The organism is Mesorhizobium sp. M4A.F.Ca.ET.022.05.2.1 (genome assembly GCF_003998845.1).
Taxonomy (GTDB): Bacteria; Pseudomonadota; Alphaproteobacteria; order Rhizobiales; family Rhizobiaceae; genus Mesorhizobium.
The window spans coordinates 1-16,523 of record NZ_RZOJ01000101.1 but is presented as its reverse complement, the minus strand read 5'-3'; the positions used below and the strand labels follow the sequence as shown (position 1 = coordinate 16,523).

At 63.9% G+C, this 16,523-nt stretch carries 16 protein-coding genes; 5 read left to right on the top strand and 11 right to left on the bottom strand.

Annotated elements, in window-relative coordinates:
- A partial coding sequence (locus tag EN745_RS13925) for a DUF72 domain-containing protein (protein ID WP_145992024.1) occupies positions 1-434 on the top strand: 434 nt, incomplete at its 5' end.
- A gap of 113 nt (positions 435-547) precedes the next feature.
- Complete coding sequence (locus EN745_RS13920) at positions 548-1,699, top strand: GGDEF domain-containing protein (protein WP_127421523.1); 1,152 nt, start codon at positions 548-550, stop codon at positions 1,697-1,699.
- A 19-nt stretch (positions 1,700-1,718) separates the two neighbouring features.
- Here the strand turns inward: EN745_RS13920 and EN745_RS13915 are convergent, their stop codons facing one another.
- From EN745_RS13915 to urtA, 6 genes are all read right to left on the bottom strand, one after another.
- Positions 1,719-1,892: a hypothetical protein gene (locus EN745_RS13915; protein ID WP_126054758.1), complete on the bottom strand. Its 174-nt coding sequence runs from the start codon at positions 1,890-1,892 to the stop codon at positions 1,719-1,721.
- Between the two features lie 424 nt (positions 1,893-2,316).
- Positions 2,317-3,012, bottom strand: coding sequence for an urea ABC transporter ATP-binding subunit UrtE (gene urtE / locus EN745_RS13910; protein WP_126054759.1), 696 nt, complete (start codon positions 3,010-3,012; stop codon positions 2,317-2,319).
- A gap of 70 nt (positions 3,013-3,082) precedes the next feature.
- Positions 3,083-3,829 carry an urea ABC transporter ATP-binding protein UrtD gene (gene urtD, locus EN745_RS13905; RefSeq protein ID WP_127421522.1) on the bottom strand — a complete coding sequence of 249 codons (747 nt, stop codon included), beginning with the start codon at positions 3,827-3,829 and terminating at the stop codon, positions 3,083-3,085.
- A 4-nt stretch (positions 3,830-3,833) separates the two neighbouring features.
- Positions 3,834-5,057: an urea ABC transporter permease subunit UrtC gene (gene urtC / locus EN745_RS13900; RefSeq protein WP_127421521.1), complete on the bottom strand. Its 1,224-nt coding sequence runs from the start codon at positions 5,055-5,057 to the stop codon at positions 3,834-3,836.
- Positions 5,054-6,667, bottom strand: coding sequence for an urea ABC transporter permease subunit UrtB (gene urtB, locus EN745_RS13895; RefSeq protein WP_127421520.1), 1,614 nt, complete (start codon positions 6,665-6,667; stop codon positions 5,054-5,056). Before urtB ends, urtC begins: the two co-directional genes overlap by 4 nt.
- A 120-nt stretch (positions 6,668-6,787) precedes the next feature.
- Entirely contained in the window at positions 6,788-8,095 is a 1,308-nt protein-coding gene (gene urtA, locus EN745_RS13890) for an urea ABC transporter substrate-binding protein (protein WP_126054763.1), read from the bottom strand.
- A gap of 304 nt (positions 8,096-8,399) precedes the next feature.
- Here urtA and EN745_RS13885 point away from each other — a divergent pair, with 304 nt between their 5' ends.
- Complete coding sequence (locus tag EN745_RS13885; protein ID WP_126054764.1) at positions 8,400-8,795, top strand: hypothetical protein; 396 nt, start codon at positions 8,400-8,402, stop codon at positions 8,793-8,795.
- A gap of 64 nt (positions 8,796-8,859) precedes the next feature.
- On the opposite strand, the gene EN745_RS13880 is transcribed toward EN745_RS13885, so the two are convergent.
- From EN745_RS13880 to EN745_RS13870, 3 genes are all read right to left on the bottom strand, one after another.
- Positions 8,860-10,431, bottom strand: a complete 1,572-nt coding sequence (locus EN745_RS13880) for a GMC family oxidoreductase (RefSeq protein WP_126054765.1) — start codon at positions 10,429-10,431, stop codon at positions 8,860-8,862.
- A 48-nt stretch (positions 10,432-10,479) separates the two neighbouring features.
- Positions 10,480-11,010: a gluconate 2-dehydrogenase subunit 3 family protein gene (locus tag EN745_RS13875; protein ID WP_127407333.1), complete on the bottom strand. Its 531-nt coding sequence runs from the start codon at positions 11,008-11,010 to the stop codon at positions 10,480-10,482.
- A 79-nt stretch (positions 11,011-11,089) separates the two neighbouring features.
- Positions 11,090-11,485: a VOC family protein gene (locus EN745_RS13870; protein WP_126054767.1), complete on the bottom strand. Its 396-nt coding sequence runs from the start codon at positions 11,483-11,485 to the stop codon at positions 11,090-11,092.
- A 257-nt stretch (positions 11,486-11,742) separates the two neighbouring features.
- On the opposite strand from EN745_RS13870, the gene EN745_RS13865 reads away from it, so the two are divergent.
- The gene (locus EN745_RS13865) at positions 11,743-12,048 is read left to right on the top strand and encodes a ribbon-helix-helix domain-containing protein (protein ID WP_126054768.1); all 306 of its coding nucleotides are present in this window, start codon (positions 11,743-11,745) and stop codon (positions 12,046-12,048) included.
- A gap of 98 nt (positions 12,049-12,146) precedes the next feature.
- Here the strand turns inward: EN745_RS13865 and EN745_RS13860 are convergent, their stop codons facing one another.
- Complete coding sequence (locus tag EN745_RS13860; protein WP_126054769.1) at positions 12,147-12,851, bottom strand: DeoD-type purine-nucleoside phosphorylase; 705 nt, start codon at positions 12,849-12,851, stop codon at positions 12,147-12,149.
- A 241-nt stretch (positions 12,852-13,092) separates the two neighbouring features.
- Positions 13,093-15,666, bottom strand: a complete 2,574-nt coding sequence (locus EN745_RS13855; RefSeq protein WP_126054770.1) for a PAS domain-containing sensor histidine kinase — start codon at positions 15,664-15,666, stop codon at positions 13,093-13,095.
- Positions 15,667-15,884: 218 nt separating this feature from the next.
- Between EN745_RS13855 and EN745_RS13850 the strand changes: the two genes are divergently transcribed.
- Positions 15,885-16,517, top strand: a complete 633-nt coding sequence (locus EN745_RS13850) for a flagellar biosynthetic protein FliO (protein ID WP_189363046.1) — start codon at positions 15,885-15,887, stop codon at positions 16,515-16,517.
- The last annotated feature ends 6 nt before the right edge of the window (positions 16,518-16,523 follow it).

The window sequence follows — 16,523 nt, the reverse complement described above, 5'->3', positions numbered from 1 at the left end:
ATTTCGAAGCCTTCTTGAAGCTGCTCCCCGAGAAGCAGGACGGCGTCGCGCTGCGCCACGCGCTGGAAGTCCGGCACGACAGTTTCATCGTGCCGGAATTCGCGGCGCTGGCCCGCAAGTACAAGGCGGCGATCGTCTATGCCGACCATGCCAAATATCCTCGGATTGCCGACGTCACCGGCGATTTCGTCTATGCGCGGCTGCAGACCGGCAGCGACGACAATCCCGACTGCTACACGCCGAAGGCGTTGGATGAGTGGGCGGCGCGCGTAAAAACCTGGGCGGAAGGCAAGCAGCCGGCCGACCTGCCGCGCGTCGATGCCAAAATCGACGCGCCGGTCAAGCCGCGCGACGTGTTCGCCTATTTCATCACCGAGGGCAAGGTGCGCGCACCGTTCGGCGCCATGGCGCTGATGAAGCGCGTGACGGGCTGACGCGGCAAAATCTCGGTATCTTCGCGGATATCGTAACGGTATCGACACTTCCTTGCGGCACTAATAGCCGACGCCAGAGCAGACTCTGGCGCCGCCGCCGGCAAGGACAGGGCATGCTGCTCGACTACAATTCAATGCTGCTGGCGGTCGGCTTTTCCGCCGCCTGCCTCAGCATGACGTTGTTCGGCACATGGCTGACCGCCCGCTCTGACAGGTTCCTTCTGACCTGGGCCATCAGCGTGCTGGTGATCGTCGGCGAGGTGTTTGTCTATGACGCCTATATCGAAGCCCCTGGGCCTGTCCTCGGCGTTCTCACGCTGGCACTTCTGCTGCTCGGCTTTTCGGTGATGCTGGGTGCCGCCCACCAGTTCAGGACAGGGCGCTCGCCATTGCCGCGCGTCCTGGTGGGCGCCGGCATTTCGCTCGCTTTGGCGCTGCCGCCCATGGCGCTCGGCTATGACGGGCTTGGCTTCATGCTGGAGAATTTCCTTGCCGGCCTGCTGCTGTTCGCGACGGCGCATGAATACTGGCGCGGGCGGGAGGAAGCGCCTGCGCCACTGCAGGGTGTCGCCCTGCTCTATTCGCTGACCGCGGCTTCGTTCGTGCTGTGCGCGGCGGTGCTGGCCTGGGATGGCAGGCTGGTGCTCGGCCACGCGCCGAGCAACTGGGCCGAGGATCTCAGCCTCATCATCGTCATCGCCTCGATGACCGGCATCGGCGGGCTGTCGCTGGCGCTGAACCAGGGGCGGCTGGCGCAGCATCACCGGCGCAATGCGCTCACCGATCCGCTGACCGGCCTGCTCAACCGGCGCGCGCTGTTCGACCTGCATGGCGAGGCGCCGGTCGGCGCTTTCATGGCGGTGGTGGTGTTCGACCTCGACGGCTTCAAAGCGATCAACGACGAGTTCGGCCATGCCGCCGGCGACGCGGTGCTGAAAGTGTTCGCCGAGGAACTCGCGGCCATTCTTCAGCCGACCGACGCCGCCGCGCGCCTGGGCGGCGAGGAATTCGCGCTGGTGCTCAAGCGCACCTTGCCCGAGAAGGTCGAGTTCGCCGCCGAGCGCATCCGTGCATCTTTCGCCGCGCGCCACATCGAAACCGAGACGCGCCCGCTGTCCTGCACGGTCAGCGCCGGCTACGCCTTCGGCAGCCAGGACGGCATCAGCTTCGACAAGGTGCTCAGCGCTGCCGACAAGGCGCTCTATGCCGCCAAGCGCGGCGGCCGCAACCGCGTGCTTGCCGCGACGCTGCGGCGCGCGAGCTAGCGCCCGGCCTGCCTTCGCTTCAGTGCGCCATCACCTCGTTGTAGGCATCGAGGTCGACATAGAAAACCTTGGTCATTTCGCCGATCAATTCGTCCCGATCGTAACCCTGCGACCGCAGGATGTTGATGGCGGTGATGATGTCGACGCGCTCGGTGAGGCGTCGCTTCTGGTAGTCTTCGACAAAACGCTCCATCGCCTTCCCCCTGGCAAGATTGTTTGGACGCATTGACCGACAATCACTGCGGGGAAAGCTAGGCTTGCTTGCTTGCGTGGAACTTGCCGGCCGGCCAGCACCTTCCCCCTCATTCGCGACTGGTACGGAAAGCGGCCGACTCACCAAGGCCAAGAAAAGACTAGCATGCGGTATTAAACACGCCAGAGCCGTCAATGACTTCGTCATCCTTGGCCGCAGCCAGCGCGAAGCGGAGCGAAGACCCAAGGATCCGTGCCGTTACTTGGAAGCGCTACTAATGGTGCAGATTCTAGGATGGCAGGAGCGAGGTTGAACGGTTTTTATTCTGGACCGCCGCAATCTTCCGCCGATGTCACGGCATGGATCCTTGGATCTGCGCCGCGTCGCTTCGCTCCTTGCTACGCCCAAGAATGACGAAGGCGAGCTACACCGTCAGGAACTTCCGGACATCCGCGCGATCGAGGTCTTCAGCGGGGCCGGTGTGGACGATCTGCCCGCGGTCCATGATGTTGACCTCGTCGGCAAGCTCGCGGCAGAAGTCGAGATACTGCTCAACGAGAAGCACGGCAATGCCGGCCTGGTCGCGCAGGTAGCGGATGGCGCGGCCGATGTCCTTGATGATCGAGGGCTGGATGCCTTCGGTCGGCTCGTCGAGCACGAGCAGCTTCGGCCGCGTCACCAGCGCCCGGCCGATGGCGAGCTGCTGCTGCTGGCCGCCGGAGAGATCGCCGCCGCGACGGCCGAGCATCTGCTTCAGCACCGGGAACAGCTCGAAGACATGCGCCGGGATGTTGCGGTCGGCCCGTTTCAGCGGCGCGAAGCCGGTCTCCAGATTCTCGCGTACCGTCAGCAGCGGGAAGACCTCCCTGCCCTGCGGCACGAATGCGATGCCCGACCGGGCGCGGTCATACGCCGCGCTCCGGTCGAGCGCCTTCCCCTCGAAGGCAACGCTTCCGCTCGTCAGCCGGTGGTGGCCGACGATCGATCTCATCAAACTGGTCTTGCCGACGCCGTTGCGGCCGAGCACGCAGGTGATCTTGCCGGCGCCGGCCTTCAGCGAAACACCGCGCAGCGCCTGGGCGGCACCGTAATGCAGCGTGGCGTTGGAAACTTCGAGCATGGTCAGCGCCTTCTCCAGCGCCTGAGGAAGGAAAGGTCGAAACGGTGGAACGAGACCCGCCAGATCATGCTCAACGCCCCAAATAGACTTCGACGACACGCTCGTCGGCCGAGACAAAATCGAGCGAGCCCTCTGACAGCACCGAGCCTTCGTGCAGGCAGGTGACCTTGACGCCGAGCTCGCGCACGAAATGCATGTCGTGCTCGACGACGATGACTGAATGATCTCGCGCGATATCCTTGAGCAGGCGCGCCGTCTCCTCCGTCTCGGCATCGGTCATGCCGGCGACCGGCTCGTCGACCAGCAGCAGCTTCGGGTCCTGCGCGAGCAGCATGCCGATCTCCAGCCATTGCTTCTGGCCGTGGCTGAGGCTGGCGGCCAGCGCCGCGCGCTTATCGCCGAGACGGATGATGCCGAGTATGTCGTCGATGCGCCGCGCTTCCGCTGCAGAGCGGCGATGGAACAGCGCCGGGAAGATCGAGCGCGGCCCTTTGAGGGCCAGCATCAGATTCTCCTCGATCGTGTGGCTTTCGAAGACGGTCGGCTTCTGGAATTTCCGGCCGATGCCCATCATGGCGATCTCGGCCTCGTCGTGCCGGGTGAGATCGACCTGACCGTCGAAAAAGACCTCGCCTTCGTCCGGCCGCGTCTTGCCGGTGACAATGTCCATCATCGTCGTCTTGCCGGCGCCGTTGGGGCCGATGATCGCCCGCATCTCGCCCTTGTCGAGCACCAGCGACAGATTGCTGATGGCGCGGAAACCGTCGAAGGAGACCGAGACGCCATCGAGATAGAGGATTGTGTTCGACTTCGACATCGCTCTACTCCGCCGGCTGCGGTTCGGGGTTGGCGGCGGACCAGGCACCGGGCGTCCTCGCCGCCGAGCGCACGATCTTCGGCTGCGGCTCTTGCGGATCGCTGCCGGAATCCGCCGCGAGCGAGGCTGTGCGCAACGCCCTGGCCTTGCTGCGCCAGCTGTCCCACATGCCGACGATGCCCCTGGGCAGCAACAAGGTTACGGCCACGAACAGGCCGCCCAGCGCGAACAGCCAGAATTCCGGCAGCACGCCGGTGAACCAGGATTTTCCAGCATTGACGAGCAGTGCGCCGACGATCGGGCCGACAATGGTGCCACGCCCCCCGACGGCCGCCCAGATCACCACCTCGATCGAGTTGGACGGCTCGAACTCGCCGGGATTGATGATGCCGACTTGCGGCACGTAAAGCGCGCCGGCGATGCCGGCCAAGATCGCCGAAACGGTGAAGGCGAACAGCTTGACGTTCTCGGCGCGCCAGCCAAGGAAGCGGGTGCGGCTTTCGGCGTCGCGCACCGCCATCAGGAGCTTGCCGTACTTCGAGCGCACGATCGCCGAGGTCAGGAGAACGGCAAGCGCCAGGGTCACGGCACTGGCTGCGAACAGCGCCGAGCGCGTTGCGTCGGCCTGCACGTTGAATCCGAGAATGTCCTTGAAGTCGGTCAGGCCGTTGTTGCCGCCGAAACCCATGTCGTTGCGGAAGAAGGCGAGCAGCAGCGCATAGGTCATCGCCTGGGTGATGATCGACAGATAGACGCCGGTGACGCGGCTGCGGAAGGCGAACCAGCCGAAGACGAAGGCGAGCAGGCCTGGCACGGCCAGCACCATCGTTGCTGCGAACCAGAAATGGTCGAAACCGTACCAGAACCACGGCAGTTCCTTGTAGTTCAGGAACACCATGAAGTCCGGCAGGATAGGATTGCCGTAGACGCCGCGCGAGCCGATCTGGCGCATCAGGTACATGCCCATCGCATAGCCGCCGAGCGCGAAGAAGGCGCCGTGACCGAGCGAGAGGATGCCGCAATAGCCCCAGACGAGGTCGAGCGCGAGCGCGAGCAGCGCATAGCAGAGATATTTGCCAACCAGCGCTACGATGTAAGGCGGAATGTAGAACGCGCTCGACGGCGACACCGCGAGATTGAGCAGCGGCACGATGATCGCCGCCGCGAACAGGATGAGAACGGTGCTGGCGATGCGGCGATCGGCGCCGAAGAAGCGTTGCGTGATCATGCTTCCACCGCCCGGCCCTTCAGCGCGAACAGGCCGCGCGGACGCTTCTGGATGAACAGGATGATCAGCACCAGCACTACGATCTTGCCGAGCACGGCGCCGGCATAGGGTTCGAGGAACTTGTTGACGATGCCGAGCGAGAAGCCGCCGACCAGCGTACCCCACAGATTGCCGACACCGCCGAAGACGACGACCATGAAGCTGTCGATGATGTAGCCGCGTCCGAGATTGGGCGAGACGTTGTCGATCTGGCTGAGCGCGACACCGGCGATGCCGGCAATGCCGGAGCCGAGCGCGAAGGTCAGCGCGTCGACCCAGGGCGTCCTGATGCCCATGGAAGCGGCCATGCGGCGGTTGGCGGTGACGGCGCGCATGCGCAGGCCCCAGGGTGTATGCTTCATGACGTAGAGCAGCACGCCAAACACCAGGAGCGCGAAGACCAGGATCCACAGCCTGTTCCAGGTGATGGCCAGTTGGCCGACGTCGAACGAGCCCGACATCCAGGATGGATTGCCGACCTCCTGGTTGGTCGGCCCGAAGATGGTGCGCACGGCCTGCTGCAAAATCAGCGAGATGCCCCAGGTGGCCAGAAGCGTTTCCAGCGGCCGGCCATAGAGGAGGCGGATGACGCCGCGCTCGATGGCGAGGCCGACGAGCGCTGCGACCAGGAAAGCGAGCGGCAGCGCGATGACCAGCGACCAGTCGAACAGTTCCGGAAAGGACGTGCGGATCACCTGCTGGACGACGAAGGTGGTGTAGGCGCCGAGCATGACCATCTCGCCATGTGCCATGTTGATGACGCCCATGACGCCGAAGGTGATGGCAAGGCCGATGGCCGCGAGCAGCAGCACCGAACCCAGAGAAATGCCGTACCAGATGTTCTGGCCTGCATCCCACAGCGCCAGCGTTGAATTGATGGCGCCGATCGCGGATGAGGCCGCGTCCTTGACCGCGCCTTCGGAACTCGCCTCGACAGAGGTGAGCAGTGATAGCGCGTCGCGGTCGCCGCGCGCGGCAATCACCGAGATCGCGGTAAGCTTGTCGGCCTCGGGTTTGTCCGAAACCAGAACCGATGCCGCGCGGGCCTGATCGAACAGCGCGATGACGGCCGGCTCCGTCTCGGCGGTGATGGCGGCATCGAGCGGTTCGATGTTCGCCGCGTCCGGCGTCTTGAACATGGTCGCGGCGGCTGCAATCCGCACGGCCGGGTCCTTGGCGCGCAGCGTCAGCGTGCCGAGCGCGTCGCGGATGACGCGGCGCAAGCCGTTGTTGACCTTGATCTTGGTGAGATCGGCCTTGGCGGCAGTGGCTGATTTCTCGCCGCTCAGAGGATCGAGCAGGTCGATGCCGTCGCCGGCGTCCTTGCCGACGAAGACCTGGGAGTCGGCCTTGCGGATGTAGAGATTGCCGTCGGCGAGCGCCGAAAGCGGCAGCTCGACCGCAGGGTCGCCGGTGGCGGCAAGCTCGCGCACCACGGCCTCGGTGGCCGAGAAGCTGGTGCCGGTGGCGAATTTGGCGATGATGGCGCGCAGGTCGGCTTCGGCGTTCGACGGCAACAAACTTGCCATCAGAAACAACAGCGTGAGGCCGAGAGCGCGCAACAGGATCATCCGTTCAGATACTCGTCTGGGGCTGGAATTGCGCGTCCGGGCGGACTGGAGGAGGAGTTCGCCCGGACGCTTCGCGGTCCTGGCCGTGGAGAGAACCACGACCGATCAGACCCGGGAGGATCAGTTGGTTCCCTTGCCGCCGCACTTGCCGGTGGCAACGTTGAAGTTGCCGCAGGACAGAGGCGCGCGCCAATCCGAGATCAGGTCCTTAGAGTCAGGCAGGAAGTCGGACCATTCGTCGCCCATCACCAGGCCCGGCGTCTGCGAGACGGTCTCGAACTGGCCGTCGGCCTGGATCTCGCCGATCAGCACCGGCTTGGTGATGTGATGGTTCGGCATCATGGTCGAATAGCCGCCGGTCAGGTTCGGCACCGAGACGCCGACCATAGCGTCGATGACCTTGTCCGGATCGGTGGTGCCGGCCTTCTCGACCGCCTTCACCCACATATTGAAGCCGATATAGTGGGCTTCCATCGGGTCGTTGGTGGTGCGCTTGTCGTTCTTGATGAACTTGTGCCAGTCGTCGATGAACTTCTTGTTCTCGGGCGTGTCGACGCTCTCGAAATAGTTCCAGGCGGCGAGATGGCCGACCAGCGGACCGGTGTCGAGGCCGGCCAGCTCTTCCTCGCCGACCGAGAAGGCCATGACCGGGATGTCCTCGGCCTTGATGCCCTGGTTGCCGAGCTCCTTGTAAAAGGGCACGTTGGCGTCGCCGTTGACGGTCGAGACGACGGCCGTCTTCTTGCCGGCCGAGCCGAACTTCTTGATCGCCGAGACCTCGGTCTGCCAGTCGGAGAAGCCGAACGGCGTGTAGTTGACCATGATGTCCTCGGCCGGCACGCCCTTCGCCTTCAGATAAGCTTCGAGGATTTTGTTGGTGGTGCGCGGATAGACGTAGTCGGTGCCTTCAAGCACCCAGCGCTTCACCGAGCCGCCGTCCTCGCTCATCAGGTAGTCGACGGCCGGGATGGCCTGTTGGTTTGGAGCGGCACCGGTGTAGAAGACGTTGCGCTCGCTCTCCTCGCCCTCATACTGGACCGGATAGAACAGGATGTTGTCGAGTTCCGAGAACACCGGCAGCACCGACTTGCGCGACACCGAGGTCCAGCAGCCGAACACGGCCGCGACCTTGTCCTTGGAGATCAGCTCGCGCGCCTTTTCGGCGAACAGCGGCCAGTTGGACGCCGGATCGACGACGACGGCCTCGAGCTTCTTGCCGAGCAGGCCGCCCTTGGCGTTCTGCTCCTCAATCAGCATCAGCATGACGTCCTTCAGCGTCGTCTCCGAAATCGCCATGGTCCCCGACAGCGAATGGAGAATGCCGACCTTGATCGTGTCGTCGGCCGCCTTTGCAGGCGCCGTCAGCAGACCGGCGGCGAGCACGCCAGCCGAAAACATTTTTGTTATTGTCGAGAAGTTACCCCTCATATTGCACACTCCCATTCTGGTTGTTTTGCGTCGCAACAGAGCTATGCAACCACCATGCCAATCCAGGAAAAGCGGGCAAGACAGCCGGATATCCAAGCCTTATCAGCGAGTTACGATATTAGCTGCCCAACATGTAACGAAGTCCGGATCGTTCAAATGAGGCAAAATCGCGCAATGCTGCCTATATTTTGCCCAAATGGGATCCATGCCCAATTTTTGAGCCTGGCGCGTCGAATTGCGGCACGCGGCAGGTTGCGGTGCAGCGGGGAAATAGGGCAAGGTCAGCTTCGAACCGAGCGATGCCATGACCTCCCGTATCTCCAGCATTTTCAGCATCTTGCTATTGCTTGCCGCAACCGGAGCCGCCCGCGCCGACTTCACCGACGGCAAGATGCCCGACGGGATCTACCATTGCGAGGTCTACCTGCTCGGCGCCTTCCTCAACCTCGGCGACATTACCATCAAGGGCAATGTCTATAGCGGCCCGGTCACTTTCGGCACCGCGCCCCAAGGCTACAACTATCAGATGAATGCCAATGGCGAGATCAACTGGCTGGGTCCACTGGGCGGTTACACCAGCGGCGGCAACTCCGTCTCCATGACTCAGGCGACGCTGGACGGGCCTGACAGCCCGTCCTTCGATATCATCATGAAGCAGCCCGACGGAGCTTTCACCGCCTCAACCTGCACCAGGGGATAATCTACCCTTTCGCAAAAAAGCGCGGAGCCGGGAAAGCTCCGCGCAGGCTGCCGGGAGGGCGTGTTCAGATGCTCTTCGCCGACATCTGTCCGGCAATGTAATCGGCCTGACGGATGGCGAGCGAGACGATGGTCAGCGTCGGGTTCTCGGCGCCGCCGGTGGTGAACTGGCTGCCGTCGGACACGAACAGGTTTTTGATGTCGTGCGCCTGGCCATGCTTGTTGACGACGCCGTCGACCGCCTTCTCGCTCATCCGGTTGGTGCCGAGATTGTGGGTCGAGGGATAGGGCGGCGTCGGGAAGGTCCGCGTCGCGCCAACCGCCGCGTACAGCGCCTGACCCTGCTTGTAGGCATGATCGCGCATCGCCGTGTCGTTGGCGTGATCGTCGAAATGGACGTCGGCGATCGGCATGCCGTGCTCGTCCTTTTCGTCCTTGTGCAGCGTGATGCGGTTTTCCGGCCGCGGCATGTCCTCGCCGACGATCCACAGGCCCGCCATGTGGTCGTAGTGGTCGAGCGCCGTGGTGAAGGAGCGGCCCCAGCCGCCCGGGTTGAGGAAGGCCGCCATGAATGGCAGGCCGAGCGACAGCGTCTCCATCTCATAGCCACCGACGAAACCGCGCGAAGGGTCGTGGCGCGCCTCGTCGCGGATGATGCCGGCCATGGTGGTGCCGCGATACATGTGCACCGGCTTGTCGAAGATGGCGTAGACCGAGCCGGTTGTGTGGCGCATATAGTTCCTGCCCACCTGCCCCGAGGAATTGGCGAGCCCGTGCGGGAACTTGGCCGATTGCGAGTTGAGCAGCAGCCGCGGGCTCTCGATCGAGTTGCCGGCGACGGCGACGATGCGCGCCTTCTGCTCCTGCAGCTTGCCGTCCTTGTCGGCATAGACGACGCCGGTCACCTTTCCGCTGGCGTCGTGGTTGATCTTGATCGCCATCGAATTCGGCCGCACCTCGAGATGGCCAGTCGCCTCACCCTTGGGGATCTCGGTGTAAAGCGTCGACCATTTGGCGCCCCACTCGCAGCCCTGGAAGCAGAAGCCTGTCTGCTGGCAGGAGTTGCGGTCGTCGCGCTGGACCGAGTTGATGGCCATGTTGCCGGTGTGGCATTCCTTGTAGCCGAGCTTGTCGGCGCCGGCCTTCAGCACCTTGAAGTTGTTGTTGCCCGGCAGTCTTGGCCAGTCATTGGTGCCGGTGACGCCCATCTTGGCTTCGGCCTTGGTGTAGTAGGGTTCCATCTCGGCCAGCGTGATCGGCCAGTCGAGCAAGCTGGCGCCTTCCACCTTGCCGTAGGTCGAGTGTGCCTTGAACTCATGCTCCTGGAAGCGCAGCGAGGCGCCCGCCCAATGCGTGGTCGAGCCACCGACCGACTTGACGATCCAGGCCGGCAGGTTTGGAAAATCCTTCGCCACCCGCCAGTCGCCGGATGTGGTGCGCTTGTCCTTCCAGGCAAGCTGGGTAAAGGAATCCCACTCGTCGTTGATGAAATCATCGTATTCGTGGCGGGCGCCCGCCTCGAGGATGACGACGTCGATGCCTTTCTGGGCAAGTTCGTTGCCGAGTGTGCCGCCGCCGGCGCCCGAGCCGATGATGACGACCACGCTGTCATTCTTGAGATCAAATGGTGCTGCCATGGTTTCCTCCCATGAATTCGGTCAAAAGCGGTTCAAGGAAAGAGCGGTTCAGAGCCACTCGATGTCGTTGAAGCCGCGCTCGATGTAGCCGCCCTTGGAAAAGGACTCGCCCTCGTAGCCGAAGATCGGCCAGACATCCTTCTGGTTGTAGAGGCTGACGACCAGGCCGCTGCGTACCGTCTGGAAGAACGGCGAGCTCTCGATGTCCTTGAGCAGCGCGACGCGCTGCTCCTCCCAGCCGAGCCCGCGATAGCCGCCGCTGCCGGCCTTCTTGTCGAGTTCGGCGATGCCCTTCTCGATCAGCTCCTTATGGGCGGGGTCCTTGGCGGCCAGCTCGTCATGGGCCTTGACCGCGATTGCGTAATGTTTGTCCGGTACCTGGTCGTGCGGGTAGATGTCGCGCGCCACCTGGATCAAGGTCGCCATGGTCTCTGGCTTCAGCGCCGCCGTTTCGAGACCCCAGGCGTGTTGCGGGCTGATGACGGCGCTGCCGGAAATGACGAGCAACGCTCCCGCGCCGCCGTGCTTCAGAAGCTCGCGCCGCGACAGGCCGGGCTTCCTTTCATAGATGGTGACCATTTGTTCCTCCCTGCTTGCTGTCCGCACCTCGAAGGGGTGCCTTTGCTGGCGCCGCGCTGGCCGCGCGGCTGGTGGTCGCTTACTGAAACCGTCCTCCTCGCTGCAGGACCTCGATCTTGTAGCCGTCGGGATCCTCGATGAAGAAAAAGCGGGCGATCCGCGCCCCGTCGCGGTCGAACTCGACGATCTTCTTCGGGTTGAGGCCGAGCGCGCCGAGGCGGTCGTGCTCGCTGTCGAGGTCGGCGACCGAAACCGCGAGATGACCGTAGCCGTCGCCGAGTTCGTAAGGCTGCTCGCGACCCTTGTTGACGGTGAGCTCAAGCTCGAACGATGTCTCGGGATTGCTGAGATAGACCAGGGTGAAGGTCTCGAAATCCAGCCGATCGGCGATATCGAGTCCGAAAGCATTCCGATAGAAGTCGACAGACCGGGCCTCATTCAGAACCCGGATCATTGAGTGGATCGCTTTCGCCAAATTTCAACCCTCTTCAGCCGCGCGAAAGATGCGCACGAGGGTGATTATGGGCGCCTTGCGGCAAAGGTGGTGGCAGCCGATTACCACGCGCGGGATCCGGAAAACGGATAGAAGGCGTGAAGCGGCCGGTTCCAGCGACGAAAGTCCGATTGCTGTTTTTGGCCTTCCGGTTGAGAATGACCGGCCGCGACAGGCAAGACTCAACGGCGCGACTTGCATCGACTCGCGCCCAAAACCAACAAGAATGGGAGAAAACGATGTGCAGGGTTTTCGCCGGGCAGGACCCGGAGGGCTACCGACAGATCAACCGGTCGATTCGCATCGACGGGCATTCCACGAGCATCCAGCTTGAGGCTACGTTTTGGGCATTGCTCGATGAGATCGCCGAAAGCCAGGGCCTGACGACGCCCAAATTCATCTCGACGCTCTATGACGAGGCAATCCAGATCAACGGCCAGATCCCGAACTTCGCCTCGATGCTGCGCACCACCTGCGCGCTCTATCTGCGCGGCCACCGGCCAACCGCGAACGAACAGGCGGCGCTGAAGCGGGAAGCCGCCTAGAGCAATTCCAGGAAAAGTGCGTAGCGGTTTTCCGTCCGGAATCGCGTCAAAACAAAGAGATAGAGCGGTTCAGCGTTTCCATGAAACGATGAACCGTTCTAGTCGACGGCGACTTCGAGCGCCAGCCGCGTCATGTCGGTGAACAGCTCCTGGCGCTCGGAATAGTCGGTCTGCTCGCCGTTGGCGACATGATCGACCACGTTCAGCAACGACAGCGCCCGCGCGCCGAAATGGGCCGAAATGCGGTACAGGGCGCTGGTCTCCATATCGACGGCGAGCGCTCCCATCGCGATGGCTTCGGCATAGCGGGCGCGGCCCTGCGGATGATAGAAAATATCGCTGCAGATCGTCAGCCCCGCCCGGTGCTCGATGCCGAGCGCCTCGGCCCGCCGCAATGCCCCGGCCAGCAGTTCCGGATCGGGACCGGCGGCGGCGTAAAGCCCGAAGACCTGGCCGCTATCGGCATTCTCGGCGCGGACCGATCGCGATATCACCAGGCCGCGCAGCGGCACCTCGGCGCTCAGGCCGCCACAGGTGCCGGTCCGGATCAGCGTCTTGACGCCGTGGAAGTCGAGAAGTTCATGGGCGTAGATCAGGAATGACGAGACGCCGATGCCGGTAGACTGGATGCTGACCGGCTTGCCCCGGAACCGGCCGGTGAAGCCCAGCGCGCCCCTGCGGCGATTGACGCAGCGCGGCGCCTCGAGAAAAGTCGCAGCCATCCATTCGGCGCGCTCCGGGTCGCCCGGCAGCAGCACCGTTTCGGCAAAATCACCCTTCTCCGCTTCGTTGTGCGGCGTCACGGCATCTACCCCAATTCCCCGCCGCGTTTGTCACCGCAATCATGGCGATCTCGCGTCGATGCGCAAGCCGCGATTGCGACGCTCCAGTGGCCGGCCTCACTGGTTATGAGTGGACGGATCGCTCCCCGGCGCCGCCACTGTAAACGGCATGGCGGGGGCGTCTGTGCGCTCGATCACATTCAGCCCGCTGTTTGTGCGCGTCGTTCTCGCAAAACCGCGGCGCATTTTTGGCCGATACGCATCAGGATTCCAACACGTCCTTGACGATGGTTGCCAGCTGCTTGAGCGAAAACGGCTTCGGCAGGAAGCCGAAATGCGCGTCGGCGGGCAGGTTCCTGGCAAAGGCGTCCTCGGCGTAGCCTGAGACGAAGACGAACTTGATGTCGGGCTGCCGCTTGCGCAACTCGCCTAGCAGCGTCGGCCCGTCCATTTCCGGCATCACTACGTCGGACACGACGATGTCGATCTTGCCGCCGAGCGCCTCGAACACTTCCAGTGCCTCGACGCCGGAGGACGCTTCGTGGACGGTATAGCCGCGCGATGTCAGTGCCCGCATGCCGCCCATGCGAACGGCGTCTTCGTCCTCGACGAGCAGCACAGTCGCCGAACCCGACAGGTCCTTGGCCGTCTCCGCCGGTTTCACTGGCGCCGCCGGCGCCTCGCCCGCTTCGCTCGCCGGCTTCACTTCCGCGATGAGGCGCGGCAGGAAGATGCGGAATACCGTGCCCTTGCCAACTTCCGAATCACAGAAGATGAACCCGCCCGTCTGCTTGATGATGCCATAGACCATCGACAGGCCGAGGCCGGTGCCCTTGCCGACTTCCTTGGTGGTGAAGAAGGGTTCGAATATCTTCTTCAGCACATCCGGCGCGATGCCGGTGCCGGTATCCTCGATCTCGACCACCACGTAGTCGGCCGGGGTGAGCTCGCGGTATGAGAAGCTCTTGCATTCCTCGGCTGTGACGTTGCGGGTGCGCACCGCAAGGTCGCCGCCCGCCGGCATCGCGTCGCGCGCGTTGACGGCAAGGTTCACCACCACCTGCTCGAACTGCCCGATATCGACCTTGACCGGCCAGAGATCGCGACCGTGGTCGATCTTCAGCTTGATGTCGTTGCCGACCAGACGGGCGAGCAGCATCCTGAGGTCGGCCAGAACATCGGTCAGGTTCAGCACTTCCGGGCGCAGGGTCTGCTTGCGCGAGAAGGCGAGAAGCTGCCTGACCAGCGAAGCCGCGCGGTTGGCATTCTGCTTGATGTTCATGATGTCGGGGAAGGACGGATCCGACGGGCGGTGGTTGGTCAAGAGCAGGTCCGACGCCATGATGATGGCGGTCAGCACATTGTTGAAGTCGTGTGCGATGCCGCCGGCGAGCTGGCCGACCGCCTGCATCTTCTGGCTCTGCGCCATCTGGCCTTCGAGCGCCTTCTGCTCGGTGGTGTCGACAGCATAGACGATGGCTGATTCCTCGGCACCTTCGCCGCCGGTGCCCTCGGCAACCGCGTTGACGTAGAAGCGGATGTGCCGATCCTCGTTGCCGGGCAACAAAGTGTCGATCGGCTCGATTTCGGCCTGCCGTTGCCTGGCCTTCTCGAAAGCCTCGGCGAAAGCCGGCCGGTCGCGCTCGTGGATGACCGTGTCGAGCCGGACGCGGCGGTCGACCGCGTCGCGATCGACGACCGAGGAAAACAGCGAGAGGAACGGCGCGTTGGTGCGCAGGATGCGCCCATTGGCGTCGACGCCGGCGATAGCCATCGGCGTCGAGTTGAAGAAGCGGGTGAAACGGACTTCCGAGGCGCGAAGATCGGCGGAGGCATCCTCGCCCTGGGTGCGGTTGAGCACAATTGTGCGGGTCGGACCGCCGACGCCCTCGCGGCTCGCCGAGACGCGGTGCATGAAGCGCACCGGCAGCGCCTCGCCAGTCATCGTCGTCAGGTCGAGATCGATGACGGCGTTGCGCGTGGTGCCGGGATCGGCCTTGACCGAGCGGACCAGCGCCATGCCGTCGCCGGCGACGATCTCGGGCAGCGTGACGGCGCCCGGCGTGAAGCTCGCCAGATCGATGCCCAGCCATTCGGCGAGCGTGGCGTTGATGTAGGTGACGCGGCCTTCCTGGTCGGCCGAAAAGAAACCGGCCGGCGCATGGTCGAGATGGTCGATCGCCTTTTGCAGGTCGAGGAAGAAACGCTCCTGCTCGGCCCGCTCTTGCGAGATATCGGCAAGCTGCCAGGCAAGCATCGGCAGCCGCTGGCCCGGCACATTGAAAGCGCGTGCGCGGGTGCGGTACCAGTGCGCACCGGGCTCCGCGCCGGGGCGGATGGATTGCGCAAGCCTGAACTCGCCATCGCCCGCCTGGCCGTCGCGCAGGCCCGATGCCAGCCGGTAGATGGTCATGGAGGCCTCTGGAACGTCCGACAGCAGCCCTTCGACCGTCTTGAGGTCGGCCGCCGACGAAGCGCCCGTCATATCGGCATAGGCACGGTTGGCGTAGATGATACGGGCCTTGGTATCCGTGACCAGCAGGCCTTGCGACATCGAATCGACAAAGGCTTTGGACAGTTCGTCGCTGGTCGAGCGCGGCGCGACCTGAACGAAGCCGATAGCGGTAGCAAACAGGAAGCCGACGCCGATCATCGCCAGCACGCCGAGCATGCCGAGCAGGAAGGGATCGCCGAGGCGCTCGCGGAAAAGCCCGAAAACGATCGCCGCACCGGTCAGGACAACGATGAAGATGATGAGCCGGGTCACGGCACCCGGACGCGTGTTCTGGTCGACGATCGGTACCGGATAGAAATCGCCGCGCGTTTCCTTGGCCATGTGCCCCCTGCTCGTGATTCCGGTGCCCGACACCCCGCGGACGGCCGGTTGAATCACATTCTCCTGTAGCGGAAAAGGCCCCGGCGGCAAATGTCAGATAAAAATGGCGCCGGGCAATGGATTCGTGTTTCAAACTGTTCACGAAGCGTGATGCCAACTTGCGGCGGCTGGTCCGCACGGTTTAGTGTCGCGTCACCTCAAAAAAGGGCGGTGCACCGATGCTGCAGTGGCTGGATAGCGTGGCGGGTCCTGGTTATGTCGCCGCAATCCTGTGGACGTTTGCCGCGCTCGTTCTGCTGGTGGTCGTTCTCCTCATCATCAAGCTGGTGCGCAGCCTGACGTTCGGGACATTCGTCGCCGGCGGCCGCAACCGCAAGACCAGGCTGGCCGTCATGGACGCCACGGCGGTCGACAGTCACCGCCGGTTGGTGCTGGTGCGCCGCGACGACATTGAACACCTCATCCTGATCGGCGGCCCGACCGACGTCGTCGTCGAGCGCGACATCAGGCTTGCAGCACCGCGCCGCCCGGCATTGACCGGAGACAGCGGCCAGCAGCAGGCCCAGGCGCCGCGGCCGCGCCCCACCCAGCCGGCACCCGCGCCTGCAAGGCAGGCGCCACCCCAGCAGCAGCCGGCAAGCGCCACGCCGCTCCCTGCCCGCCCGCGCCCAGCCGCGCCGGCACCGGCGCCGAGGCCCGCCGTCGCGAGCCATCAGGCGAGCAACATCACGCCGCTGCCTGCCTATGGTTCGGCCAACACCAATGGCGCCCGGCATGCCCCGCCGCCAGCCAAGCCAGTTTCCATAGACGATACGCTGATGCAGGAACTCGAGGTTTCGCTCGACGATTAACATGCG